Below are 25,160 nucleotides of genomic sequence, written 5' to 3'. Positions count from 1 at the left end.
TTCCTTTATATTATTTTAAGTTAAGGAGTGTAGATATTGAAGGAAAAATTACCTTTATTAAATGAATTAATAAAGTATCATAAAGAAAATAATTTAATACTTTCTATGCCAGGTAATAAGTGTGGAAAAGGATTTTTAAGAGATGGTATAGGAGAAAACTTTGTAAGAAATTTAGGCTTTTTGGATATAACAGAAGTAGATCCTTTAGATAATCTTCATTGTCCAGAGGGGGTTATTAAAGATTCCCAAGAATTACTTAGTAAATATTACAAGGCAAAAAAAGGATACTTTTTAGTAAATGGTAGTTCAAGTGGTAACCTTGCAGCTATATTTTCAGCTTTCAATGAAGGAGATGAAATATTAGTTGAAAGAAATTGTCATAAATCAGTTTATAATGCCATTATATTAAGAAAGCTGAAAGTAATATATATTGAAGGTAATATAGATGAAAATAATGGAATATTTTTGCCACCTAATAATGATAATATTTATAAGGCTTTAAAAAGATCTAAAAATCCAAAAGGTATAATTTTAACTTATCCTAATTATTTTGGGATTACATATAATTTAGAGAATATATTAAAGAATTTAAAAAGTAGCAATTTAAAAATAATTATAGATGGAGCTCATGGAGCTCATTTTGGAGTAACTGATAAACTACCCAAATCTATAGTTAATCTATCAGATTATATTGTTTTAAGTGCACACAAAACGTTACCTTCATTAACTCAAGGAGCATATCTTTTAACTAATAATGAAGATAGTAATTTAGAGTTTTATTTAAAAGCATTTACAACTACATCGCCATCATATTTAATTATGGCATCTTTAGATTATGGACGCTATTATTTAGATAATTACGGAAAAGAAGATTATGAAAAACTTATAACTCTAGCAGAAAAATGGAAAGAAAATATAAATTCTTTAAAAAAGGTTTATATATTAGATAAAGAAGACTTAATAGAAGGATATAATGTTGATAAAAGTAGATATATTATTACAGTACCTAAAGGGCATAATGGACATAAGCTTTTAGCCTATTTAAGAAAAAATAAAATTCAAGCAGAAATGAGTTTTCAATTGGGAGTAGTTCTTATGTTATCATCATTTAATACAGATGAAGATTTTTTTAAGATATTTAATGCTATAAAAGCATTAGATTTATCTTCAATATACGAAGGAAAGTCCTTTAATAAGGTTTATAGTTTTATTGGAGAAAAAAAGATGGAACCCTATGAAGTCTTTAATAAAGATTCTGAAGAAATAAATATAGAAGACTCGGAAGGAAGAGTATGTAAAGATTCTATAATACCATATCCACCAGGTATACCTTTACTTTGTGCAGGAGAAGTAATAAATAAGGAAGTAATTTTAATTATTAAAGATTATATTTATAACAATATAAATGTAATTGGGATATATAAAGATAAGGTAAATGTAGTAAGATAGTCATGTTAAAGTTTTAAGATAAAATTATTTTAAAAGTTTAAATATTAATTATGGACAAGTATTTGTTATTGAATGTATAATAAATAGAATTGAATTTTAAGCAATATTTAAAGTAAGGAGTGGCTATTATATGGATATAAATCAAATACTATATGTTGCTATGTATGCTGGGAAAATTATGTTAGAATCTGGAGCAGAAACATATAGAGTTGAAGAAACTATAGATAGAATATGTAAAAGTTATGGTATAGCGGAAGTTGATAGTTATGCAACACCTACTGTAATTATTGTATCTGTATATAGTAAAGGCCATACATCTTCTTTAGTTAGAAGAATATCTAGTATATCTGTTGACTTGAATAAAATAGATATGGTAAATAATTTGTCAAGAAATATAGAGAGAGAGAATTTATCTATATATGATTTAGAAGATAGATTGAAAATTATAGAAAGTAAAGAAAGATATTCATTTAAGATAACTCTTCTTTTTTCAGCCCTTGGTGCTTTCGGATTCGTATTTCTTTTTGGTGGATCATTTGTAGATGCAATATCAGCATTTTTTATAGGTTTTATAGTTAAGTATGTGACAATAAAAGGTAGTGAAATTAAAATAAATCCATTTTTTATAAATAGTATATCTGCAGGTGTTTTAGCGTTTTTTGCCATTTTATCTGTAAAAATTGGATTAGCATCAGATATAGATAAGGTAATTATAGGATCTATAATGCTTTTAGTTCCAGGACTTTCTATAACTAATGCTATAAGAGATACAGTAGCAGGAGATTTAGTATCTGGGCTAGCAAGAGGAACAGATGCATTTTTAACAGCAATAGCAATAGCTATTGGAACTGGGGCAGTTTTAAGTTTATGGATTAATATATTTGGAGGATTATAGATGCTTGGTGAAACATTAGCAGCTTTCGTAGCTACAATAGGATTTGGAATATTATTTAATATTAAAGGTAAAAAGCTTATTTTTGCTGGAATTGATGGTGCTATAGGATGGTTTGTATATAAATTTATTTTAATATTAGGATTATCACAGGTTTCAGCATTGTTTATTGCATCCATTAGTATAAGTATATTTTCAGAAGTTTATGCAAGAGTATTAAAAACTCCTGTTACAACATTTATAGTTTGTGCCCTTATTCCATTAGTTCCTGGCGGTGGTATGTATTATACAATGGTAGAAGCAATAACAGGAAATATAATGGAATCTTTAGAAACAGGAATAAACACTTTAGCATCAGCAGGATCACTTGCACTTGGAATAATATGTGTATCTACTGTAACTAGAATTATAATGTCCTATAATAATAGTAAATCATTTAAATTTAGACACAGTAGACATATGAAATTGTAAATAAATAACCCGTTTTAATTTATAAAATGGGTTATTTTTATATAAAATATATGTATAATAATAAATAAATAATTATTATAAAAGAGGAGATTAAATGAAGATTATTAATAGTTATTATGAACTTAAAGAATTTATAAATAATAATTCTTTAAGTATTATATATTTTAGTACTAATACATGTACAGCTTGTAATGCTTTAAAACCTAAACTAATATCATTAATAAATGAGTTTAAAGATATTAAAATAGCAGAAGTTAAAGCTGATAAATCTATAGAATTAGTAGCTCAGTTAAATATGTTTATGGTACCAGCTATTTTATTCTTTGTAAATGGAAAAGAAACATTAAGAGAATCCAAATATATAAGTATAAGTGAACTTAAAAATAAATTAGAAAGGGTTGTGAATTTATATGAAAGATAAATTAGAGGAAAAAAGTATGTTTTCAAAATATAAATATAAAAGACCAGATTTTGAAATGTATAAAAACACTATATTAAAATTAATTACTGAAATGGAGATAGCTAAAGACTTTAAAGAAATTGAATCTAAATTAAAAATAATAGAAAAGCTAAGAAGTAATTATGATACAATGTTTAATTTAAGCTATATTAGGCATACAATAAATACTAAAGATGAATTTTATGATAAAGAACAAGAATATTTTGATACTAATGGACCTCTTTATTCTGAAGTAGATGATAAGTTCTTTAGATTTATAAATAACTCAAAATTTAAAAATGAGTTTATAAATAGGTATGGAAACCAGTTTATAAAATTAATAGATCTTAAATTAAAAAGTTTCTCACCAGAAATTATAGAAGATTTAAAAGAAGAAAATAGATTAGTAACTGAATATGGAAAATTAATTGCATCTGCTAAGATAATTTATAATGGAGAAGAATTAAACGTTTCATCTATAGGTAAATATACAGAGGATTTAGACAGAACTATAAGAAAAGAATCATCTGAAAAACTTTGGGGATTTTTTGAAGAAAATGAAGATAAATTTGATGAAATATATGATTCATTAGTTAAAGTGAGAACTAAAATAGCTAAAAAACTAGGATATAAAAATTTTATAGAATTAGGTTATATAAGAATGTCTAGAACAGACTATAATAAAGAAATGGTAGAAGTTTTCAGAAAACAAGTAGAAAAATATGTTGTACCAGTGGCAATTAAGTCTTTTAAAAAACAGCAGGAAAGATTAAATTTAAATAATTTTACTTATTATGATTTACCTATAAAATTTTTATCAGGAAATGCTGTTCCTAAAGGAGATAAGAATTGGATGTTAGATAAAGCCTCTAAAATGTATTCAGAGCTTTCAAATGAAACAAAAGAATTTTTTGATTTTATGATAAATAATCAATTATTAGATTTAGAAAGTAAAAAAAATAAGGCTGCAGGAGGATATTGCACATATATAGCTGATTATAAATCACCATTTATATTTGCTAATTTTAATGGAACTTCTGGAGATGTAGATGTTTTAACTCATGAAGCTGGTCATGCATTTCAAGTTTATTCATCTAGATGGATAGATATACCAGAAATTCTTTGGCCAACTAGTGAAAGTGCTGAAATTCACTCAATGAGTATGGAGTTTTTAACTTGGCCTTGGATGGAATTATTTTTTAAGAATGATACAGAAAAATATAAATTTACTCATTTAGAAAGTGCGTTAACATTTATTCCCTATGGTGTTGCTGTAGATGAATTCCAACACTATGTTTATGAAAATTATACGGCAACTAAGGAAGAAAGAAAGGCTGCTTGGAGAAAAATAGAAAATAAATATTTGCCATATAAAGACTATAGTGAAAATTCATTTTTAAATAAAGGAACATATTGGTTTAAACAAGGTCATATTTTTGAAGTTCCTTTTTATTATATAGATTATACTTTAGCACAAATATGTGCATTGCAATTTTGGGAAAAAATGAATGAAAACAAAGAAGAATCATGGAAAGATTATATATCTTTATGTAAAGAAGGTGGAACAAAATCATTCTTGGAATTAGTTAAAATTGCAAATCTTAAATCACCCTTTAAAGAAGGATGTATGGAAGAAATTATCGATAATATAGATAAATATTTGGATAGTATAGAAGACAAAAAACTTTAATTGAAAAATTTCTTAAAATAATTAGTTATAACATAAACTTTACATACATATATATAAGTAAATCAGATTTAAAGGAGATGTATTTATGAGTATATATGTATTAATAAATTATGTTGAGGAATGTTTTAAAAATGGAATAGAACCAACATTTAACGGACTACACAAATTTAATAAAGAAATAAAAAATTAGAGATTACTATTTAAATATAGTAATCTCTTCTTTTTATATAAATTATAGCAATATTTTAATAAATTATTAAAAGAATGTTGTTACTAATTGTTAATATGAATATCCATATGTATAATAATATGTGAAAAGACAAGTAAATAATAAGGGATAATTAGCTACAAATTAATTACGCTAGGAGGATTAAAATTTGAAAAAGTACATTGAATTTATAGATGTAAAGAAAATCTATAAAATGGGTGAAGTAGAAATTAAAGCTTTAAATGGAGTGGACTTTAACATTAATAAAGGAGAGTTTGTAGTTGTAGCAGGAGCTAGTGGAGCTGGGAAAAGTACTATATTAAACATATTAGGTGGAATGGATATAGCATCTAGTGGAAAAGTTATTGTAGATGGAAAAGATATTAGTAAGTATTCATCAAAGGAGTTAATAACTTATAGAAGATATGATATAGGATTTGTATTTCAATTTTATAATTTAGTACAAAATCTAACGGCTTTAGAAAATGTAGAATTAGCTACTCAAATATGTAAAGATTCTCTTAATGTAAGCGAAACTCTAGATGCTGTAGGACTTTCTAATAGGAAAAATAATTTTCCAGCTCAGCTGTCAGGTGGAGAACAACAAAGAGTAGCAATTGCAAGAGCCCTTGCTAAAAATCCTAAATTGCTTTTATGTGATGAACCAACAGGGGCTTTAGATTATAACACAGGAAAATCAATTTTAAAATTATTACAAGATACATGTAGGAAGATGGGAATGACTGTAGTAATAATTACCCATAACTTAGCCTTAACACCAATGGGAGATAAAGTTATTAAAGTTAAAAATGGAAAAATAGAAAGCATTGTCATTAATGAAAATCCGGTACCAGTGGAAAGGATTGAGTGGTAATGAAAAGTGGTGCGTTTAGTAAAGATATTTTTAGAGACATAAAAAAGTCTAAAGGAAGATTTATATCAATAATTGCAATTGTAGCTTTAGGAGTAGCTTTTTTTGCAGGGGTTAAAATTTCACCTGTTGATATGAAGAAAACTGCTGATACATATTTTGATAATTATAATCTAATGGATATTAGAATTTTATCTACTCTTGGATTTACAGATGAGGATTGTAAAGCTTTAAAAGAAATTAAAGGAGTTGAAGGAGTTTTTCCAACTTATTCAATGGATGCTTTAACAACAATAAAATCGAAAGAGTATGTATTAAAAGTTCATGGGTTAGCACTAGATAAATTAGGTAGCAATGATTTAGATTATATAAATAGATTAAATATTATTGAGGGAAGATATCCAGAAAAATCTGGTGAATGTGTAATTGAAAAATCAAAAATGGATGCCTTAGATATAGATATAGGTTCAACTATAACTTTATCATCAGGTTTAGATACCAATATAACTGAGTTACTAAAAACTTCAGAATATAAAGTAGTTGGTGTAGTTGAAACTCCCTATTATCTATCATACGATAAAGGAAAATCTAACATAGGAAATGGTCAAGTAAATAATTTTATTATGATTCCCAATGATGATTTTATAAGTAAGGCTTATACTGAAATTTTTCTTACGGTAAAGAATGCTAAAAATGTAAATAGTTATACAGATGAATATTTTGATATTGTAAATAATGTAAAAGAGAAGGTAGAAAATTTAGGGGAAACACGAGCTGGAATTAGATATAAGGATGTATTAAAGGAAGCTGAAGATAAAATAGATTCTGGAAAAAGTGAACTTGAAGAAAAAAGAAAATTAGCTAATGATGAGCTTGAAAAAGCTAAACAAAAGATAGAAATTTCAAGAGTACAACTTGAAGGAGCCAAAGAAGCTTTAGATATTAAAGAAAAAGATTTTAATGTATTTATTTCAAATTCAGAAGATAAAATTAAAACTTCTGAGGAAGAGCTAATTAAAGGTGAGAAAGCATATGAAAGTGCATTAAATATTTTTAATGAAAAGAAAAAAATGGCTTTACAAGAATTTGAAAAAATAGAAAGCCTAATAAGAAACTTAGAAAGAAATTCTAATGAACTACAAACAAAAGTAAAGGATTTAGAAATTAAATTAGAAAATCCATTACTTACTGATGAAGAAAAGTTGCAATTAGAAAATGAATTAACTGAAATAAAAGATTCTTTAGAAAGTATACATACTAGGTTGAAAAATACGCAAAATTCACTTAAAGAACAAAAAAGCACTTTATCTAAAGGTGAAGAAGAACTTAATAATAAAAATATTATTTTGCAAAATTCTAGAAAAATATTAGAAAATGAAAAAGAAAAATTAAATGATGGAAAGAAGAAGGCTGAAAATGATTTTTCCTTAGGAAGAGAAAATATAGAAGAAGGAAAACAGGAACTTATAAATGGTGAAGATGAGTACAATAACTCTAAAAACTTATTAAATGAAGAACTTAAATTAGCTGAAAGTAAAATTAAAGATGCTGAAGAAGCTTTAAGTGATTTAGAAAAACCGGAATGGTTTGTTTTAGATAGAAATTCACACTTCTCCTATGTTGATTATGGTAACTCTGCTAACAGTATTGATGCTTTAGCAAAGGTATTTCCAGTATTTTTCTTTATGGTAGCAGCTTTAGTTTGCCTAACTACAATGACAAGAATGGTGGATGAGCAAAGGGTTAATATAGGAACTTTAAAAGCCCTTGGTTACTCAAAAAGCACTATTGCTTCAAAATATATAATATATGCATTATTAGCAAGTATTATTGGAAGTATTTTAGGATTATCTATTGGACTTACTTTATTTCCTAATATAGTTTTTAATGCCTATGGAATTATGTACACTTTACCAGATATAATTTTAGAGTTTAATATTCCAATTTCTTTAGGGATAACATTAGCAGCAATATTAGTAACTACCCTTTCAGCATTTTTTGCTTGTTATAAAGAGCTTATAGAAACACCATCTACACTTATGAGACCAAAGGCACCTAAAGAAGGGAAAAGAATATTATTAGAAAGAATTCCGTTTCTTTGGAATAAGTTAAGCTTTATTGGTAAAGTAACTATTAGAAATATTCTAAGATATAAAAAGAGATTTTTAATGACTGTTTTTGGAATAGCAGGGTGTACAGCTTTACTTCTTACTGGGTTTGGTATAAAGGATTCTATTAAAACTATAGTATCTAAACAATTTGGAGAAATATTTAAATATGATATGGTAGTTAATTTTAATAAAAAAGCTACGATACCAGAAAAAGAAAAAGCATATTTAAATTTATCTAAAGATTCAAGAATATTAAACTCCATAGAAGTAAATAGTGAAAACGGAAAGGTTAATTTTAAAGATAGTGAAGAAAAAGATATAAATATAATAGTTCCAAAGGATTTAAAGAATTTTGAAAATCTTATATCCTTAAATAATAGAAAAACAAATGAAAGAATAACTTTATCTGATGATGGAGTTGTTATTTCTGAAAAAGTAGCAAAGCTAATAAAAGCTAATGTTGGAGATGAGATAGATATTATAAATGCTAATAATAAGAAAGGAACTGCTAAAATTACCGCCATAGCAGAAAATTATACATTTAATTATATCTATATTACTTCTAAAGTTTATAATGAAACTTTTAGAACAACAGTGGAATTTAATTCAATATTTGCTTCTTTATATGATAAATCTAAAGACGCAGAAGCTTCCTTAGCAAAAGATATTACACAAGATGCTGTTATAACAGGAGTAAATTATAATTCTAGTATTAAAAATAATTTTAATGATACTATTAGAAGTCTAAATTATGTAGTATTAATTATGATAGTGTCAGCTGGTGCATTAGCTTTTGTAGTGTTATATAATCTTACTAACGTTAATATAAGTGAAAGATTAAGAGAAATTGCAACTATTAAAGTATTGGGATTTTATGATAATGAAGTATCTGCTTATATATACAGAGAAAATATAATTTTAACGTTGGTTGGAACAGGTTTAGGTCTTATTCTTGGGGAAATATTACACAAGTTTATTATGATTACAGTTGAACTAGAGAATATGATGTTTGGTAGAATAATTGATGTTTCAAGCTTTATATTTTCTGTAATATTAACACTATTTTTCGCAATACTTGTAAACTTTACAATGTATTATAAACTTAAAAATATTAAAATGGTAGAATCATTAAAATCTGTTGATTAAGATTAAACGTACCTATATATGAATAGGTAATATAGCAACTAATAATAACTTTAATATTATTAGTTGCTTTTTATTTAAATAATAAGAAAATAATTAATAAAGTATAGTTTTAAGACACTTTTATCTTGTGAAACTTTGTATCCATACAATAGACATTGTATATTCTATATATTATTATAAGAATAATTATTTAATAAAAGTGTAGGTGGTTAATTTGAAAAATAAAATTAAGAGAGTTGCAGCAATAAACGATATGTCTGGAATAGGTAGATGTTCATTAACAGCAGTAATACCTATACTTTCAACCTTAGGAATTCAATGTTGTCCTTTTCCAACAGCAATTCTTTCTAATCAAACTGAGTATTCAAAGTTTACATTTTTAGACTTAACAGATAATATGAAAGAATATAAAAACTCATGGAAAGGTTTAGATATTACATTTGATTGTATATATAGTGGTTTTTTAGGTTCAGAAAGCCAAATAAATATTGTATCTGAATTTGTTAAGAATAATCATGATGCATTAATTGTTATAGATCCTGTTATGGGTGATAATGGTATTATTTACGATACTTACACCAAGGAAATGTGTTCTAGACTTAAAGAACTTGTTAAAATGGCTGATTTGGTAACTCCTAATTTAACTGAAGCATGTATTTTGACAGAAAAAGATTATAACTCAATAGATATAACAGAAAAAAATCTTATAACTATTGCAAAGGAAATAATTAATTTAGGTCCTAAAAAAGTAATTATAACTGGCATTATAAGTAAAAATGAAATTTGGAATTTTGCATATGATAAAGAACTTAAGGAGAGTTTTATAGTTAGATCTAATTATAATAATAAATCTTATAGTGGTACAGGTGATATATTTACATCAATAGTAGTAGGTATGTTATTAAGGGGAAATAGCTTAAAGGAATCTATAGAAAAAGCTTCAAAATTTATATATAAAGTAATTGAATTTACTTCAAAATATGATACTGACACAAAAGAAGGAATTATGTTTGAATTATTTTTAAGGGAATTAATTTTATAAATACATAGTATATAACTAAAAACAGCATTTTTTCAATATGCAAGTAGATATTTAAAATAGAACTTTTATAAAAAAGATAGATTTACTAATTAGATCTATCTTTTTCTTTGAAATTAATTACAAAATTTCCCAGGTAATGAGGCGGATTTTATATAAAATTTACTTTATTAATAAATTGTTTTAATATAATACTATAATGAGTATTTTATATGGAGGTGATATATTGAAATTAAAGGATATTGTAAATGGAGTATTATATTCAGGATCCAATTTTATAAGAACTCAAGGTAAAACTTTATTTGATTTAAAACTAGTGTCTAATATAAAAAGCAAAAAAATAGATAATATATATCATATATACGGAAAGGTATTGAATGAAAATAACTCTAAGGATTATAGTTGTCATATAAAAATAGATTTAAACTCTAATAAGATTATTGGGAGTAATTGTAGTTGCGAAGATTTTTCTAATAACTCAAAATATAATATTAACTTTATTTGTAAACATATTATTGCAACAACTTATAAATTTTATGATTTAGCAAAAGAAAAAATTCCCAATTTAAAACAAGATTCTGAATTAAATGGTAATAGAATACTTAAACTTTGGAAAAATAAAAAAAATATTGAAATTTTAGATTTAAATATAAAAATAAAAAGTATAAATACAGAAAAATATAACTATTATGAAGCTGAATTTAGAATAGGAAATAAGTATAATAATTTAATTAATTCTTTAAAGGTAAGCGAGAATAGGACTTGATAGAAGCTAAAAATAAAAAGGAACCATTAATATTTATTAAAGATTTTACATATGAACCTAGAAAACAGATGGTTAATAAATGTGATGAAGATATATTTAATTTTATAGAAGAGTATCTAGATGTAACAAATGTATACAACAATAAAAATTTTAACTTTGTAAATGGTAAAAATCTAATAATATTGCCTAATAATTTGAGAAGATTTCTTTTACTTATAAAAAAAGATAAAAAAATAGATATTAATTATAATTATATTACTTATACATCTAAAATAAATAATATAAAATTACCATTATTATTTACAATAAAACAATCTGAAAAAATATTTACAGTAAAAACAACTAAGAAATTACCTATTATATTAAATGAAAAGGGAGACGTTTATATCTATGATAGGGAAATATATATTCCCCCTGTAGAGTTAAACTATTATTATAAAAGTGTTTTTAGAGAATTTACTTCCAAGGGAGAAATAAACTTAAATAAAAATATAAATAATATCAAGGAATTTCTTAAAATATCAGAAGATATAACAAGTAAAGTAATTTTAGATGAAAGCAGTAAAGAATACATAACTAATCTAATAAAACTTAAGTTTTACTTCAATAAAATTTATAATAATATTTATTGTACTGTTAAAATTGAATATTTAGATAAAGAATTTAACATATTAAAGGAAGAATATAATAGAGCTTTTTTATTAGAGTCTAAAATAAAAGGTAAAATAGATATAGAACTTGAAAGATTTAGATTTATAAAGAAAATTGATAAATTTGAATTTATCGGTAATGACGATGATTTATATTATTTTTTAAAGGAAGGGTTAAATATTCTAAGAAGACTTGGAGAGGTTATATTATCAGATTCTTTAAGAAAGCTTAAACTAATAGATTCTTCTTATATAGATTCTTTTATCTATTATGAAAATTCTTATTATAATTTAAACTATAATATAGATAATATGGATTTTTATGAATTTAAAAATGCATTAACATCTATTAGAAATAACAAAAAATATTTTAAAACAAAAAATAATAATTTTTTAGATTTGACAGATACAGCAGTTAAGGAATTTTTCTACTTATTAGATATTTTAAATTATGAAGAAAATTTTAAGAATGGAAGTTTGAAAGTAGATAAAAATAAAGCTATTTATTTAGATAGCAAAATAGAAAATAAAGAGTTATCCTTTATAAGATCTGACAAAACATTGAATAAAATATCAAATAAGTTAAAAAATAAAAAAGATATAAAATTTAACCTACCCTCTAATCTTAAAGGATCACTTAGAGATTATCAAATAATAGGATATAATTGGCTTAAGACTATAGCATCTATGAATTTTGGTGGAATATTAGCAGATGAAATGGGTCTTGGAAAAACTGTGCAAATAATAGCTTTTTTACTTTCAGAAGTTAACAGAAAAACTCTAATAATTACACCTACTTCTTTAATATATAACTGGCAAAAAGAGTTTGAAACTTTTGCTTCAACCATAAAGGTAGGGATAGTCCATGGAAGTACTAAAGAAAGAGAATATATTTTAAGAGATAAATATAAATATGATGTAATACTTACTACCTATGGAACTTTAAAAAATGATTTTGATACTTATAAAGATCAAGTATATGATTATTGTATTATTGATGAAGCTCAAAATATAAAAAACTCTAAGTCCCAAAATTCAAAAATTGTAAAGAAAATAAATGCAAATTGTAAAATTGCACTTACCGGAACACCACTAGAGAATAATTTATATGAATTATGGTCAATTTTTGATTTTATTATGCCAGGATATCTATATACTGAAGAAGAATTTAAAAATAAATTTGCTGATAACGTAGATGATCTAAAAGGCTTAATTAATCCATTTATTTTAAGAAGACTTAAAAGTGATGTTATAAAAGAATTAAAAGGTAAAATAGAAAAGAAGTATTTTGTTGAAATGACAAGAGAACAAAAACAAATTTATAACTCTTATGTTATAGATATAAAAAATAAAATTAAGAGTAGTAAAACTAATAATATTACAGTATTTTCTTATTTAACTAAGCTTAGAGAATTATGTTTAGATCCTTCTATTTTAATAGATAATTATACAGGGGGTAGTGGAAAGTTAAATATAGCAATAAACTTAATAAAAAATAGTATCGCTGACAATAAAAAGATACTAATATTTTCCCAATTTACTTCGGTGTTACAAAAAATTAGAGAAGAACTGGAACTTGAGAAAATAGATTATTTTTATTTAGACGGAAAAACTCCAGCTAAAGAGAGAGTAACTTATGTTGATAGTTTTAATAAAAGTTCAGATAAAAATGTATTTTTAATATCCTTAAAAGCTGGTGGAACTGGATTAAATTTAACGTCAGCTAATTTAGTAATACATTTTGATCCATGGTGGAACCCTGCAATAGAAGATCAAGCAACAGATAGAGCTCATAGAATAGGTCAAAAAGATATAGTAGAAGTAATAAAATTAATATCTAAAGATACTATTGAAGAGAAAATAATTGAAATGCAAGAAGACAAAAAAACTTTAATTAATGAAATTATTAATGGAGATAATTCATTAAAGGAAAATAATTTAAGTAAGTTAACAAATGAGGAGATAATAAAACTATTTGAATAATATCATTTATATAATTGGTAACAAATTTTAATTTCAGCATATGATAAATAGTAAATTAATTAGAGGTGATCATATGTTTGAATTTAGAGATATACTTATTAAGCAATTTTTTAACTTTCAAGTTGTTAGAAATATTCCAGGTGAAATGCTTATAAAATTTCCTAATTATATAGATTGTAAATTTGAAAAATATAATATAATTTTAGAAGAAGGGATTAAATTATTAAAAGGAATAAAGAGTATTCAATTTGATTATTCTAGAAATTTAATTGGAATAAATTATAACATAAAAAAAATGGACTCTAAAATATTGTTATATTGGATTAAAATTGTTATTGAAACTTTAGTTGATAATTCAACTTTTATAGAAAAAAATTTTAATGTTGATATAGATATAATTATTTTAAAAGTAAAATCAGACTTATTAATAAAAAGAAATAAATTTAACTAACAATCCTAAAGGTATTAATATATCTTTAGGATATTTTTATTCTTTATAATTATATATTAAAATAACAAGATTTGTAAAAGTAATTATAAAACTTAATTATAATGCTAACTAAGCAGAAAAATAAGTTGCTCTAGCTTTTTCTTCAGCAGCCCTATCTTCATGTAGATCAGCAACTACATCACCTTTAGCTTGAATATAGGTTGCAGTCCATGGATTACTTTTTGAATCAGTATAATATAATGCTCTACCATGATCTGTATAGTGGCTTCCTAAACCAGCTTAAATTACTTCCTCTTTAGTAGCATTAGACATTAGTTGATATATCATTGTTGCAATCATCTCAACATGAGCCATTTCTTCTGTACCAATATCAGTCAATAATGCTTTTGATTTTCCAGTTGGCATTGTATAACGTTGATTTTGATATCTAAGAGCCGCACTTAATTCACCGTCTGGTCCACCATATTGGGACATAAGAAATTTTGCCATTTTTAAATCTTTGGATTTTAAATTTATTGGATATTCTAGTGTTTTAACATAATACCACATTAACTTATTACTCCTTTACTTATTTTCCCAAGGCCAAGGATTACATGTCCATTTTACAGGATCTTCAATTGAAGCAGAGCCGAAATTACTTAAGGGTCCGTAACATCTTTCATATTGAACAATTAAAAAGTCAAGTTTTTCAGAAACTGATTTATAATCATCTATAGCCTTCTGATTTGTCGGAAAATTATCTAAATATAAGTTAAGGTCTATAGCATAAAATATATATTTCATAATATTAACTAATAATGAATTTTCAGACATAATATTCATCTCTTTATTAATTATTTTTCACTTTCTATATATGGTCTATAAAGATCTCTAAAAATTGTTCCTATATTTAAAGCAGTAGCAGGAGTAAGTAGATTTTCATATTTTTGAAGAATTATATATGCTTTTGCATATTCATTATTTCGAATTAGATTTTCTTCAATATTCATTTTTCACCAATCCTTTTTTTTATATTTCATACAGTATATACTATGTAAAAATGAAAATTTAGTTATATAATAATATAAAAATTTACAGAAAATGAATTGCTTACTTTTTATGATATTACTATCGGGTAATATAGCTGTAATTATTAAATTAATATATGAATATATTTAAATAATTAAAAACAAATATCTATAAATAATATATATAAGAATAAATAAAGGAGAGAGTATATAAAATGAAAACAAAGAGATCATTATTAAACCTAATATTTTGGATATTATTAGCTATTATATTTAATATATATATATACTATTTAAGGGGAGAAAAGGCAGCAGTAGAATTTTTAGGTGGATACATAATAGAAATGTCATTAAGCTTAGATAATCTATTTTTATTTTTAATGATATTTGAAAGTTTTGGAATACCTGAAGCCTATCAGGAAAGAGTGTTAAAGTATGGTGTCCTTGGAGCTATTATTTTAAGATTAATATTTATATTATTAGGAGTTGCTATAGTTAATAAGTTTCACTTTATAATATATTTCTTTGGAATACTATTATTTTTTAGTGGATTTAAAATGATATTAGATAGACATTCTAATATGAATTTTAGCAATAATCCTATAATAAGATTAGTAGGAAAGATAGTACCACTTACTAATACATTTCATGGTGATTGTTTCTTTGTTAAGATTAATAAAATTATATATGCAACTCCATTATTTATAATATTGCTTATTATAGAAAGCTCAGATATTATTTTTGCATTAGACTCTATACCGGCTATATTTTCTATAACAACAGATATATTTCTAGTTTATACCTCAAACATATTTGCAATACTTGGTTTAAGAAGCATGTATTATATACTTGCAAGAATGAATAGTATGTTTAAGTTTATGAAATATGGTGTTGCATGTATTTTAATGTTTACAGGATTTAAACTTATGATAATGTATTTTGGTATTGAAATATCTGTTGTAATATCAGTTTTAATAATTATGATAATATTACTTTCAAGTATTTTAATTTCTTTAGTTTTTGATGATAAAAATATAAAGAAACATAGATACATAAGAAAATAACAAAAATATATTTTTAGAATATAGTAATTATTAATTATATAAGTATTAAAATTTTATAAAAAACCTATTGTATTTATAAAAAACTTTGATTATAATATAAAAAAATAATATTTTAAAGATAGTGATAAGGAAGAGTATATAAAGAAAACTTTAAAGAGAGCTGAATGCTGGTGGAATTTCAGTAAGTAAACTTTATAGAAGCAGCCTTTGAATCTCTTATTGAAAAATAAGAATATACATTTCTTAATTAGATAATGACGTTTTCCTTACGTTATAAAGGATAGAATATAATTTTTTACCTATATTCTAGCTGAGTGAGCAATTTTAAATTGCTTATTAGGGTGGTACCGCGAAGTAATTCCTTCGTCCCTTGTTTGGGATGAGGGAATTTTTTTATAAAAAATATTTAGAGTTAAAATACATAACTTTTAAAAGGGAGGATTAGAAATGGATGATATACTTGAAGTTCTGGAAAAAAATAGTAGGTACACTGATGAGGAAATAGCTATTATGGCTGGTAAAACAGTTGAAGAAGTACGAGAAGCTATTAGAGAATATGAAGAAAAAAATATAATTGCCGGTTACACAACATTAATTAACTGGGAAAATACAGGCAAAGAAACTGTTACTGCATTAATAGAAGTTAAAATAACACCTCAAAGAGGAGTTGGTTTCGATAAGGTTGCAGAAAGAATATATAACTTCCCACAAGTTAAGGCCTGTTACTTAATGTCATCAGGTGGATTTGATTTAACTGTTATAGTTGAAGGGAAAACAATGAAAGAAGTAGCTATGTTTGTATCAGGAAAACTTGCTATACAAGAATATGTTACAGGAACAGCAACCCATTTTGTGTTAAAGAAATATAAAGATCATGGAACTATATTTAAAGAAAAAAAATCTACTGATAGAGAGGTAATATTTATATGATTTTGCAAGATATGATTTTAGATAATGTTAGAAATATGCCTCCGTCAGGTATAAGGAAATATTTTGATATGGTAAATGAAATGGAAAATGTAATATCTTTAGGCGTTGGAGAGCCTGATTTTGTTACTCCATGGAATGTAAGAGAGGCTGGTATATACTCTTTAGAAAAAGGACACACACATTATTCTTCAAATGCAGGGTTTATTGAATTAAGAGAAGAAATATCAAAATATTTATATAGAAGATTTAATACACTATACGATCCAAAAGAAGAAATTCTTGTAACAGTAGGTGGAAGTGAAGGAATTGATTTAGCATTAAGAGCTTTAGTTGGACCTGGAGATGAAGTTATAATTCCAGAACCAAGTTTTGTTGCTTATAAAGGATGTACAGCATTTACAGGAGCTACTTCTAAAATTATAAATTTAAAAGCTGAAGATGATTTTAAGCTTACACCTAAAGTTCTTGAAGAGGCTATAAATGAAAAAACAAAAGTTGTTATAATACCGTTTCCTAATAATCCAACAGGAGCAATAATGACTAGGGAAGAATTAGCTTCAATAGTAGAGGTCTTAAAAGATAAAAATATTATAATAATTTCTGATGAAATATATGCTGAATTATCTTATGATAAAGAACATGTTTCTATAGCTAGTTTTGAAGAAGTTAAATATAAGACTTTAGTTATAAATGGTTTTTCAAAAGCTTATGCTATGACAGGATGGAGACTTGGTTATATTTGTGGTAATAAAATATTAATTGATGCAATGAAAAAAATACATCAATATGCAATTATGTGTTCTCCAACTACTGCCCAATATGGGGCGATAGAAGCTCTTAAAAATGGAGATGATAGTGTTAAGGAAATGGCAAGAGAATATAATAGAAGAAGAAGAGTTCTTGTTAATGGATTTAGAAAAATGGGATTAGATTGTTTTGAACCTTTAGGAGCGTTATATGTATTTCCTTGTATAAAGTCAACAGGAATGACTTCAGATGAATTTTGTGAAAAACTTTTAATGGAAGAAAGAGTTTTAACTGTTCCAGGAAATGCTTTTGGAGAATGTGGTGAAGGATTTATAAGAGCATGTTATGCAGCTTCTATGGATGATTTAATAGAAGCGGTTAAAAGAATTGAAAGATTTATTAAAAACCATAAGAAATAAAATTAAAGGAGATCATAGTTAAAGACTATGGTCCCTTTTAATTTTATGATATAATAAATTCTATGCGTTTTACTAATGAAAATAAAGGAGAGGTTTTTTTGAAAGAAAAATATAAATATATACAAACTTTAATGATTTTAGTAATAATGATTCTTATGGCTACAACGGAAGGATTTATAAATATTTTTGGAACAACTATTAAAGGTGATTTTGCATTAAGTGATACTAGATATTCATTAATGTTTACTTTAGGATCTATAGCTTATTTGATTTTTAATTACGTAGGTGGATCTTTATGCGATAAACTTGGTCAAAAAAATCTGTTTCTAATAGGGTTAATAGGTGTAACATTAGGTAATTTAATTCTAGCAACAGCACTTAATTTCAATATTTTTACTATGGGTTTTATAATAATGCAATTATTTATGGGAATGATGTCTATAGCAGCTAATACTATAATTCCACTTTTATGGATTACTGGCCAAGCCATTATAATGAATTTAACACATTTTTCATATGGTGCAGGCTTATCTATTACACAAAAATTAGCAGGAGTATTTTTAAATAAAGGAATTACATGGAGAAATATTTATTTAATAGGTGCTCTAATTTCATTAATAGTATTTATAGTATTTGTCTTTATTAAATTACCTAAAAGTAAAGTATCAAAAGCCGAGAAAAATATTTCTTTAAAAGAAATTTTAACTAAAAAAGTTTCTTGGTATTTTATTTTTGCTATGGGATTCTATATTATGGCAGAACAAAGTACAGGAAGATGGTTACCAGGATTTATAAAAATTTCGTATTCTAATTTAAATGAGTCACAAATAGCATCATATATATCTTTATTTTTTGTATCACTTACATTAGGAAGGTTAATTGGTGGATTTATAGCTGAAAAATTAGGAGAAATTAAAACAGTAATAATATTTTCAATTTCAGGCGGAATCTTATTTATTCTTGGATTACTCTTAGGGAAAAATGGATTATACATTATTTCATTATCAGGGTTTTTCTTTTCTATAATATTTCCAACTCTTGTTATAATAGTAGGAAATACATTTAAAATAAGTACTGCTTATACAACAGGAGTTATAATTAGTTTTGCAGGAATAGTAAATACAAGTATGAATTTAGCTTTAGGATTTCTATCGGATTTAATTGGAATAGAAAAAGCTATTTTCCTAGTCCCAATAGCCATTTTAATGACATTTATATTTGTAAGTTGTATAAATTGGAATTTGAAAAATATAAAGAGTGTTATATAAAAAAGTAGATTTCTATTAAAGTGGTACCTATGTCAAGGACATTTAAGAAAAGAGAGTTAAGAAGCTAAAAGCTGATTTCTGTATTTTACAGGAGTCAGCTTTTTTAAGTTCCACTGACAACGCTCATTGTTATAATAATCAATATAATCATCTATCATTAATTGTAATTCTTCTAAACTCGAGCAAGATTTATAGTTAATTTCATCTTTCATATGTCCAAAAAATGATTCCTGTGGTGCATTATCCCAGCAATTTCTGCGTCTGGACATAGATTGTCCAAGTTTTTTAGATTTCAAATAATTATAATAACCGGAACGTGAAACTCCAGCTACATTACATAGCTGTTTAATTACATTATTTAAATGTAGTTTATTAACTATAGATTTTATTAGCATAAATGCTTGTGCTGCTACTAATTTACCTTTTTTCACCTGCCTTTCGTGCAGCTCTAATTTTTTTAGTAATTCTACCTCGGCCATTAAATACTCAATTTCAGCATTTTGTTTCGCTATTATTTCATCTTTGGTGATTTTACGCTGACGCGGACGACCACTATTGTTTCTTCTAGTGTCATCTAAGCCTAGCACACCATTCTCTTTATATGCCTTCCTCCATCTAGTGCCTGCGCAGTCTATACGTCGTACTCCAAGAACATCAACATCAAATCCAGCTTCCTCAAAAATAACCTTTGAAGTTTTACCTTTACTGTATTCAGCTATAAAATGTATCTTAAATTCATTAGTATATGTTATTGCTTTATCACTTACCTTAAGAACATATTTATTTTTTGATAATTTATCTATTTCATTTTTTGAGAATCTTATTTTACTCACAACTAATTCACCTCATAAATTTATTGTACAAAAAAAGAACCTATATGAATAGACTCTCTTTTATAAGTGTCTATCTTATAGGTTCCATTTTATATAAAATCCACTTTTTTATTTTTAAAGTTAATATAAATATTATTTATTAAACAATTAAATAAAAATTTTACTTTTTAAACATATTAATAAGAGAATTTGTAGAAAAATATTTGAAGGAATATTTTTACATATGAAGAATTTATAAAAATAGGACAAGAAGAGCTGACATCGTTAGTATATTGTAAAAGGAGGGAAGCTTATAAGAAAAATTTGTATTTTATACTCTATAAGAATAAAAATTTAGTATTAATTGCAATTTTACAAAAAAGGGGGATAAAATGAATAGTAAATTTTTAAAGAGGTTAGCACTTTTTATTACTTTAGCAATTACAACTCAAGGAATAGCTTCTTATGCAAACGTTTCAAGAAAAAATTATGATGAAAATTTATGTATATCAGGTGACACTAACTATACACAAGAAAAATTATTACTTTGGTATGATGAACCAGCTACACAATGGGAAAGTCAAGCTTTACCAATAGGTAATGGTCACATTGGAGGAATGATTTTTGGAGGAATTCAAAGAGAACAAGTTCAGTATAATGAAAAGACATTATGGTCAGGAGGCCCAGGTTCTGTAGATGGATATAATGGAGGAAATAAAGAAGGGGCTTATGAAGCGCTTACTCAAATAAGAGAACTGCTTGCAAATGGTGAAGAACCATCTAATTCTCTATATCAGGCAGTATGTGGAGATGTTAAGGGTTTTGGATCTTATCAAAATTTTGGTAATATATTTTTAGATTTTGATATACCTAATAATTCCGAAATAACTAATTATAGAAGGGAACTAAATATTGAAGATGCTATTGCAAATGTTAAATATACTTATAATAATATAAATTATACTAGAGAGTATTTTATAAGTTATCCTGATAATGTAATGGTTATTAAAATAACAGCTGATACACCAGAATCAATTAATATGAATGTTAAAAACGAAGGAGTGCATGAAGGAAATAAGTCTAATGAAAAGATAACAGTAGAGAATAATACTATAACTTTAAAAGGTACTTTAACTCCAGGTGTTATATATGGTGGAGATGGAAATGTTGGAAATGGCATGAAATATGAATCACAAATAAAAGTTATTAGTGATGGTGGTGTAATTGAAGATCAAAATACTAATATTCAAATTAATAATGCTAATTCAGTAACGTTATTAATGGCAGCGGGAACAGACTATAAAAATGAATATCCAACATATAGAGGAGAAGATCCCCATAATACAGTAACTGAAAGAATAAATAATGCAATAAATAAAGGATATGATGCTATTAAAATCTCTCATTTAGATGATTATAAATCTCTATTTGACAGAGTTGATTTACAGCTTGGTGAATTAAATCTTAATAAACCAACAGATAAATTATTAGAGGATTATAGAATAAATAAGTTTAATAGTTTAGAAGTATTATTTTTTCAATATGGTAGATATTTATTAATTTCATCATCAAGAGAAGGATCTCTTCCTGCCAATTTACAAGGTATTTGGAATAATTCTAATGTAGCTCCATGGCAATCAGATTATCATTTTAATGTTAATCTTGAAATGAATTATTGGCCAGCAGATGTAACTAATCTTTCAGAATGTGCTACTCCATTAGTAGATTATGTAGATAGTTTAAGGGAGCCAGGGCGAGTTAGTGCAAATGTTCATTGTGGAATTGATGATGATGGTACAGGAGCTCCAGGATGGATAGTTAATACCATGAATAATCCTTTTGGTTTTACAGCTATGGGATGGGCATTTGATTGGGGGTGGGCTCCAACAGCAAACGCATGGATTTCACAAAATCTTTGGGAAAACTATCAATTTACAGACAATAAAGATTATTTAAGAGAAAAAATATATCCAATAATGAAAGAAGCAGCTAAATTTTGGACTAAATTTTTAGTTGAATATACTCATTCAGATGGAAAAACATATTTAGTGTCATCACCAAGCTATTCACCAGAACATGGACCAAGAACTGTAGCAACAACTTTTGATCAACAATTAATACGTCAATTATTTAATGATACTATAAAAGCTATAGATATTTTAGGAGTAGAAGATGAAGAGTTTAAAGAAGAATTAATAAATAAAAGAGATAGGCTGCTTCCTACTCAAATTGGAAGTCGCGGGCAAATACAAGAATGGAAAGATGATATAAATGCAGGAGAAGCTAATCATAGACATATTTCTCATCTTGTAGGTTTATATCCAGGAAAAGAAATAAATAAAGATACCACTGAATTATTTGAGGCAGCTAGAATTACAATGCAAGAAAGAGGAGATGGGGGTACTGGATGGTCTATGGCCAATAAAATTAACCTTTGGGCTAGGTTATTAGATGGTGAAAAAGCACACATGCTTTTAGGAAATCTATTGAAAAATGGTACTTTAGATAACTTATTTGATACTCATCCACCATTTCAAATCGATGGCAATTTTGGAGCAACAGCAGGTATTTCAGAAATGCTAATTCAAAGTCACATGGGTTATATAAGTTTAATACCTTCTCTTCCTAATTCTTGGGCTGATGGATCTTACTCAGGATTAAAGGCTAGAGGGAATTTTGAGGTTTCTGCTAATTGGAAAAATAGCAATTTAAAATCTGCAACTATCGTGTCTGGCTCGGGAAATGAATGTATAATAGATTATCCAGGTATAAAAGATGCAATATTAAAAGATGCAAATGGAAATAATATAACGCTTATAGTAACAGAGGAGGGAAGAATAAAATTTTCTACTGAAAAAGGGATGACATATACTATAGAGAATATTCCTGCTCAACAAGTAGAAAAAGGAAAAGGATTAAAAGCTCTAAGAATTGACGATAATTCCATTAAATTAACTTGGGAAAAGTCTAAATTTGCAGATGGATATAATATTTATAGAAAGTCTGAAGGTGAAGAATTTATTAAAATAGCAGAAGACGTAAAAGAATTATCATTTATAGATGAAATTGCACCTTTAAATGATGCATATGACTATGTATATTATATTAAGGCTATAAATTCATTAGGAGAAGGGGAACCTTCGAATTTAGCAATAGCAGAAATGTTGTTATATTTAAGTGATTTAGAATGGAAATCAGCAACAACTGGTTGGGGAAATATAGGAAAAGATGTTAGTGTTGATGGAAATAAGTTAACTTTAAAAGGAGAAGATGGATCTAATGTAAAATATGATAAAGGACTTGGCGTTCATGCTAATTCTACTATAATTTATGATTTATCTGATTATGAATATTATGACTACTTTGAATCTTATGTTGGAGTTGATAGAGAGATGACAAGTACTGCATCTATAGTCTTTAAAGTATATTTAGATAATGAAGAAGTCTTTAACTCTGGTATTATGAATCCTGACACTACTGAAAAATACGTAAAGGTTCCTATTAAAGAGAAAAATGAATTGAAATTAGTAGTAGAAGATGGTGGGAATGGTATAGGGTCCGATCATGGAGACTGGGCTGATGCAAAATTTATTAAAAATCATCCTACAACTAATGCATATCTAAGAAGTATATCTATAAACAAAAATGAATTAGAAGATTTTAACTCAGATGTATATGAATATACTTATGATTTAGGTAAAGGTGAAAATTTATCTAATTTGGAAATATCAGCTATAGCTGAAAATAGTAATGCAAAAATTGAAATAAATAAACCAACTACTATTCCGGGAAAAGCTATAATAAATGTTATTTCAGCTAATGGAGTTATTAATAAAGAATATCTAATTAATATAAATCCTTATGTTGAAATATTAGAAGAAACAATAGCTCAATATGATTTTGAAGATGTAAATAACTTGGGAAAAGATATATCTAATAACAAACTTAACGGTATTTTAAACGGAACTATACAACAGGTAGATTCTACCAATGGAAAAGCAGCTGAATTTGGAAATGGATATATAAGTGTAGAAAGTTCAGAAGATCTTAAATTCAGTGAAAATTTTGCTATTGAAGCAGACATATATTTAGAAAGATATACTTCTTATTGGCAAAAAATAGTTCAAAAAATTAATAATGAAACAGGAAAAGGCGGATTTTTATTAGATGTTTCTCCAAGTGGTAAATTAAGATTTCATGCAGAAGGGGCAATAACACAATTTATATCTAATGAAACTATTCCATTACATGAATGGGTGAAAATTAAAGTTGTATTTGAAAATCAAGAAGGTACAGCAAAAATTTATATTAACAACAAATTAGATAAAACTGTTAATGTAAGTGAAAATTTAGAAGTAAGTGATTTACCTTTGATAATAGGTGCTAATGGAAGAGGACAAGAAAATTTAAATGGAAAAATAAATGATATAAAGATAAGCAAATTTAGAAAAGAAGTTATAACAGAAAAATCAGCTGATTTTAATAATAATGGTAAAATAGATATTGGAGATTTATCAATGGTATCAAAATATTTTAATCAAAATATACCTAAATATGATTTAAATAATGACAATATTATAAACGACTATGAAATTGAATTTATAACAAATAAAATCTTAGAAAATTAATTGTTAAAAGTAAAAGAGATGTATATAAATATTAGTGTACATCTCTTTTATTATAAAACTAAGAAGATTATTTATCTATAGAAATAACAATTTCTAATATTATTAGTAAAAAATTCATG

19 protein-coding genes, 1 pseudogene and 1 other annotated feature are annotated in these 25,160 nt (G+C 25.7%); of the genes and pseudogenes, 16 read left to right on the top strand and 4 right to left on the bottom strand.

Features of this window, described 5'->3' with window-relative positions; translation table 11 throughout:
• The first annotated feature begins 36 nt into the window (after positions 1-36).
• From CP523_RS00390 to CP523_RS00345, 11 genes are all read left to right on the top strand, one after another.
• Positions 37-1,449 carry an aminotransferase class I/II-fold pyridoxal phosphate-dependent enzyme gene (locus tag CP523_RS00390; RefSeq protein ID WP_120140403.1) on the top strand — a complete coding sequence of 471 codons (1,413 nt, stop codon included), beginning with the start codon at positions 37-39 and terminating at the stop codon, positions 1,447-1,449.
• Positions 1,450-1,579: 130 nt separating this feature from the next.
• The gene (locus CP523_RS00385; protein WP_120140402.1) at positions 1,580-2,344 is read left to right on the top strand and encodes a threonine/serine exporter family protein; all 765 of its coding nucleotides are present in this window, start codon (positions 1,580-1,582) and stop codon (positions 2,342-2,344) included.
• A complete protein-coding gene (locus tag CP523_RS00380; protein WP_066678144.1) occupies positions 2,345-2,812 on the top strand; it encodes a threonine/serine exporter family protein in 468 nt (155 codons plus the stop codon).
• Between the two features lie 94 nt (positions 2,813-2,906).
• Positions 2,907-3,233: a thioredoxin family protein gene (locus tag CP523_RS00375; RefSeq protein WP_066678143.1), complete on the top strand. Its 327-nt coding sequence runs from the start codon at positions 2,907-2,909 to the stop codon at positions 3,231-3,233.
• Positions 3,223-4,941, top strand: coding sequence for a M3 family oligoendopeptidase (locus tag CP523_RS00370; RefSeq protein ID WP_227909503.1), 1,719 nt, complete (start codon positions 3,223-3,225; stop codon positions 4,939-4,941). Before CP523_RS00375 ends, CP523_RS00370 begins: the two co-directional genes overlap by 11 nt.
• A gap of 377 nt (positions 4,942-5,318) precedes the next feature.
• Positions 5,319-6,023: an ABC transporter ATP-binding protein gene (locus CP523_RS00365; RefSeq protein WP_120140401.1), complete on the top strand. Its 705-nt coding sequence runs from the start codon at positions 5,319-5,321 to the stop codon at positions 6,021-6,023.
• Entirely contained in the window at positions 6,023-9,277 is a 3,255-nt protein-coding gene (locus CP523_RS00360; RefSeq protein ID WP_205687124.1) for an FtsX-like permease family protein, read from the top strand. The genes CP523_RS00365 and CP523_RS00360 overlap by 1 nt, the downstream gene beginning before the upstream one ends.
• Before the next feature lie 214 nt (positions 9,278-9,491).
• Positions 9,492-10,319, top strand: coding sequence for a pyridoxamine kinase (locus CP523_RS00355; RefSeq protein ID WP_227909504.1), 828 nt, complete (start codon positions 9,492-9,494; stop codon positions 10,317-10,319).
• 223 nt (positions 10,320-10,542) lie between these two features.
• Positions 10,543-11,082: a hypothetical protein gene (locus tag CP523_RS16250; protein WP_243106762.1), complete on the top strand. Its 540-nt coding sequence runs from the start codon at positions 10,543-10,545 to the stop codon at positions 11,080-11,082.
• Positions 11,079-13,715: a DEAD/DEAH box helicase gene (locus CP523_RS00350; RefSeq protein WP_243106760.1), complete on the top strand. Its 2,637-nt coding sequence runs from the start codon at positions 11,079-11,081 to the stop codon at positions 13,713-13,715. Before CP523_RS16250 ends, CP523_RS00350 begins: the two co-directional genes overlap by 4 nt.
• Positions 13,716-13,788: 73 nt before the next feature.
• Positions 13,789-14,166, top strand: coding sequence for a hypothetical protein (locus CP523_RS00345; protein ID WP_066678136.1), 378 nt, complete (start codon positions 13,789-13,791; stop codon positions 14,164-14,166).
• Between the two features lie 120 nt (positions 14,167-14,286).
• On the opposite strand, the pseudogene CP523_RS00340 reads toward CP523_RS00345, so the two are convergent.
• The 3 genes and pseudogenes from CP523_RS00340 to CP523_RS00330 all read right to left on the bottom strand — a co-directional run.
• Positions 14,287-14,715, bottom strand: a pseudogene (locus CP523_RS00340) (manganese catalase family protein); the annotation flags it as partial.
• A gap of 15 nt (positions 14,716-14,730) precedes the next feature.
• Positions 14,731-14,979, bottom strand: a complete 249-nt coding sequence (locus CP523_RS00335) for a spore coat protein CotJB (RefSeq protein ID WP_066678130.1) — start codon at positions 14,977-14,979, stop codon at positions 14,731-14,733.
• Positions 14,980-14,999: 20 nt separating this feature from the next.
• Complete coding sequence (locus tag CP523_RS00330; RefSeq protein ID WP_083089593.1) at positions 15,000-15,155, bottom strand: spore coat associated protein CotJA; 156 nt, start codon at positions 15,153-15,155, stop codon at positions 15,000-15,002.
• Between the two features lie 233 nt (positions 15,156-15,388).
• On the opposite strand from CP523_RS00330, the gene CP523_RS00325 reads away from it, so the two are divergent.
• The 4 genes from CP523_RS00325 to CP523_RS00310 all read left to right on the top strand — a co-directional run bounded on the left by CP523_RS00325 (position 15,389) and on the right by CP523_RS00310 (position 19,601).
• Positions 15,389-16,237 carry a TerC/Alx family metal homeostasis membrane protein gene (locus tag CP523_RS00325; protein WP_066678128.1) on the top strand — a complete coding sequence of 283 codons (849 nt, stop codon included), beginning with the start codon at positions 15,389-15,391 and terminating at the stop codon, positions 16,235-16,237.
• Positions 16,238-16,349: 112 nt separating this feature from the next.
• Positions 16,350-16,611: a binding site (T-box leader), on the top strand.
• 73 nt (positions 16,612-16,684) lie between these two features.
• Positions 16,685-17,167 (top strand): Lrp/AsnC family transcriptional regulator, encoded by a 483-nt coding sequence (locus CP523_RS00320; protein ID WP_120140399.1) that lies wholly within the window; start codon positions 16,685-16,687, stop codon positions 17,165-17,167.
• A complete protein-coding gene (locus CP523_RS00315) occupies positions 17,164-18,333 on the top strand; it encodes an aminotransferase class I/II-fold pyridoxal phosphate-dependent enzyme (protein WP_066678124.1) in 1,170 nt (389 codons plus the stop codon). The genes CP523_RS00320 and CP523_RS00315 overlap by 4 nt, the downstream gene beginning before the upstream one ends.
• Positions 18,334-18,431: 98 nt before the next feature.
• Positions 18,432-19,601 carry an MFS transporter gene (locus CP523_RS00310; protein WP_162925922.1) on the top strand — a complete coding sequence of 390 codons (1,170 nt, stop codon included), beginning with the start codon at positions 18,432-18,434 and terminating at the stop codon, positions 19,599-19,601.
• A gap of 56 nt (positions 19,602-19,657) precedes the next feature.
• On the opposite strand, the gene CP523_RS00305 is transcribed toward CP523_RS00310, so the two are convergent.
• Complete coding sequence (locus tag CP523_RS00305) at positions 19,658-20,434, bottom strand: IS3 family transposase (protein WP_120140389.1); 777 nt, start codon at positions 20,432-20,434, stop codon at positions 19,658-19,660.
• Between the two features lie 371 nt (positions 20,435-20,805).
• Between CP523_RS00305 and CP523_RS00300 the strand changes: the two genes are divergently transcribed.
• A complete protein-coding gene (locus CP523_RS00300; protein ID WP_120140398.1) occupies positions 20,806-25,041 on the top strand; it encodes a glycosyl hydrolase family 95 catalytic domain-containing protein in 4,236 nt (1,411 codons plus the stop codon).
• Positions 25,042-25,160: the final 119 nt, after the last annotated feature.

It is taken from the genome of Clostridium septicum (assembly GCF_003606265.1).
GTDB lineage: Bacteria > Bacillota > Clostridia > Clostridiales > Clostridiaceae > Clostridium > Clostridium septicum.
Note: the sequence above shows the minus strand (reverse complement) of the source record. Positions and strands in the feature narration are given on the sequence as shown.

Bases quoted from the DNA above. Each gene is read 5' to 3' on its own strand.
- CP523_RS00330 (WP_083089593.1), bottom strand. From the start codon at position 15,155: ATGAATATTGAAGAAAATCTAATTCGAAATAATGAATATGCAAAAGCA.
- CP523_RS00300 (WP_120140398.1), top strand. From the start codon at position 20,806: ATGAATAGTAAATTTTTAAAGAGGTTAGCACTTTTTATTACTTTAGCA.
- CP523_RS00370 (WP_227909503.1), top strand. From the start codon at position 3,223: ATGAAAGATAAATTAGAGGAAAAAAGTATGTTTTCAAAATATAAATAT.
- CP523_RS00360 (WP_205687124.1), top strand. From the start codon at position 6,023: ATGAAAAGTGGTGCGTTTAGTAAAGATATTTTTAGAGACATAAAAAAG.
- CP523_RS00325 (WP_066678128.1), top strand. From the start codon at position 15,389: ATGAAAACAAAGAGATCATTATTAAACCTAATATTTTGGATATTATTA.
- CP523_RS00345 (WP_066678136.1), top strand. From the start codon at position 13,789: ATGTTTGAATTTAGAGATATACTTATTAAGCAATTTTTTAACTTTCAA.
- CP523_RS00375 (WP_066678143.1), top strand. From the start codon at position 2,907: ATGAAGATTATTAATAGTTATTATGAACTTAAAGAATTTATAAATAAT.
- CP523_RS00335 (WP_066678130.1), bottom strand. From the start codon at position 14,979: ATGTCTGAAAATTCATTATTAGTTAATATTATGAAATATATATTTTAT.
- CP523_RS00385 (WP_120140402.1), top strand. From the start codon at position 1,580: ATGGATATAAATCAAATACTATATGTTGCTATGTATGCTGGGAAAATT.
- CP523_RS00380 (WP_066678144.1), top strand. From the start codon at position 2,345: ATGCTTGGTGAAACATTAGCAGCTTTCGTAGCTACAATAGGATTTGGA.
- CP523_RS00315 (WP_066678124.1), top strand. From the start codon at position 17,164: ATGATTTTGCAAGATATGATTTTAGATAATGTTAGAAATATGCCTCCG.
- CP523_RS00320 (WP_120140399.1), top strand. From the start codon at position 16,685: ATGGATGATATACTTGAAGTTCTGGAAAAAAATAGTAGGTACACTGAT.